The organism is Breznakia blatticola (assembly GCF_004365815.1).
Classification (GTDB): domain Bacteria; phylum Bacillota_I; class Bacilli_A; order Erysipelotrichales; family Erysipelotrichaceae; genus Breznakia; species Breznakia blatticola.
Genome location: NZ_SODD01000092.1, coordinates 1 through 1,575, shown reverse-complemented (window position 1 = coordinate 1,575; position 1,575 = coordinate 1). Strand labels below are relative to the sequence as shown.

Sequence of the window (1,575 nt, the reverse complement as noted above, 5' to 3'; positions counted from 1 at the left end):
GTCTTTCGGTTTCCCATGTTTTTTATTATGGTACTTACGTAAATTGAAGCCAATCCCTACAAGCTTCATTTCTACCTCGACACCACTTTCTCCTCGTCTTTGTAAACGAGTGTATTTGAAATTTTCTTTAATATCTGCAAATGTTCCCTCTGCTTGCGAACTTCGATTACTTAGCAATTGCTTTCCACGTCCGGTTTCAAGAAGGTCATCAATACGTTTCTTTTCTTTTTCTAATGCTGGGGTGATTTGCGCTGTGCGTCCTTTTGTGGCTTTTGTGCATCTGTTTCTTACTGGACATGCCGCACAATTAGAATTGCGATAATATATTGTAACCTTTGGTGTTAAGCCAAAATGCTTTACACTGGTTCTCTCTATATCAAATGCATATCCTTGCGGACAAATTGGTGTTCCGTCAGTTGTCCTTTCAAAATGTACTAAATGATAGCGATTCTTATCATTTACTTTTTTCTTCTTTGCTTCATATCCACTATATTTAAGTACAGCTTCTATACTGTTTCGTTTGCAGAACTCATAATTATCATATCCTCCATATCCTGCATCTCCGACAACTGTTTTTGGATATTCATCATATTGCTTTTTGAATTCATTTAAAAATGGCTGTAACGTTTTGATGTCGTTTGGATCTGCACTTATATACATATGTGCAATGTATCCGTCAACGATACCAGCCTGTACATTGTATCCTGGTTTGAAGACATTTGTGTGGTTATAATAATCGTACTTCATATGCATAAATGTTGCATCTGCATCTGTCTTTGAAAAACTATTGCGATTGCCTAATACATCAGTAGCCATCGCATATTGCCACATTTTAATTGCACTTTTCTTAAGTTCATCAACTAGTTTGGCAAGCTCGTGTTTTCCACGTCTTCTACGGATAAACTTCTTTTCAACGATGTACTTTTCGATTCGTTCATCAATCTCAATCAAATATTCTATGCTTGGTTTTTTAATAATAGAATACCTGATATTGATTTCATTCTTTTTAAAATATGTATTAATTTGTCTAATGATTTCAATGCACTTTTTCCAGTGGCGAGGCTGATATCTTTTTTGCCATGCACGCCAAAAGAACGTCATTTTATTTGCATTAGCTTCAAACTTCGTTCCATCTATATATAGAATGTTTTCTTCCAATGCTTCTTTGTTTTGTATGTATAAATATACTTGCTTAAACAACTCATCAATTGAGCACTTAAGTATATTGTTTATAAATCTTTGGAATGCTTTATAGCTTGGTGTCTTGCCACAAGCGATTGTCGCATAACGCATATCGTAACGACACTTAGCCGCTAGAGAGCGTAATGTCATTTTCCCATCTTCAGCATAAGCTAATAAGATAAGAGTTAGCATCATGACAGGATCATGAGCTCTAGTATTGCATTTATTAAAGTCGATAACATTCTTTAAATTCATTCCTCCCACGACTTCAATAACACTTCTACTAATATCATCAAATTCTACATCATTTTCAAAAGAAAATGATTTTGGTAGTAGCATATACGGCTGGTATATGATAGTATGTTCTTGGTTAGTTTTCACAAATAAATTATA

The 1,575-nt window shown here is 34.5% G+C and carries 1 protein-coding gene; it reads right to left on the bottom strand.

Annotation, left to right across the window (positions count from 1 at the left end):
• Positions 1-1,437 (bottom strand): transposase (locus EDD63_RS11480; RefSeq protein WP_243833776.1); only part of this gene is annotated, 1,437 nt, incomplete at its 3' end.
• Between the last annotated feature and the right edge of the window lie 138 nt (positions 1,438-1,575).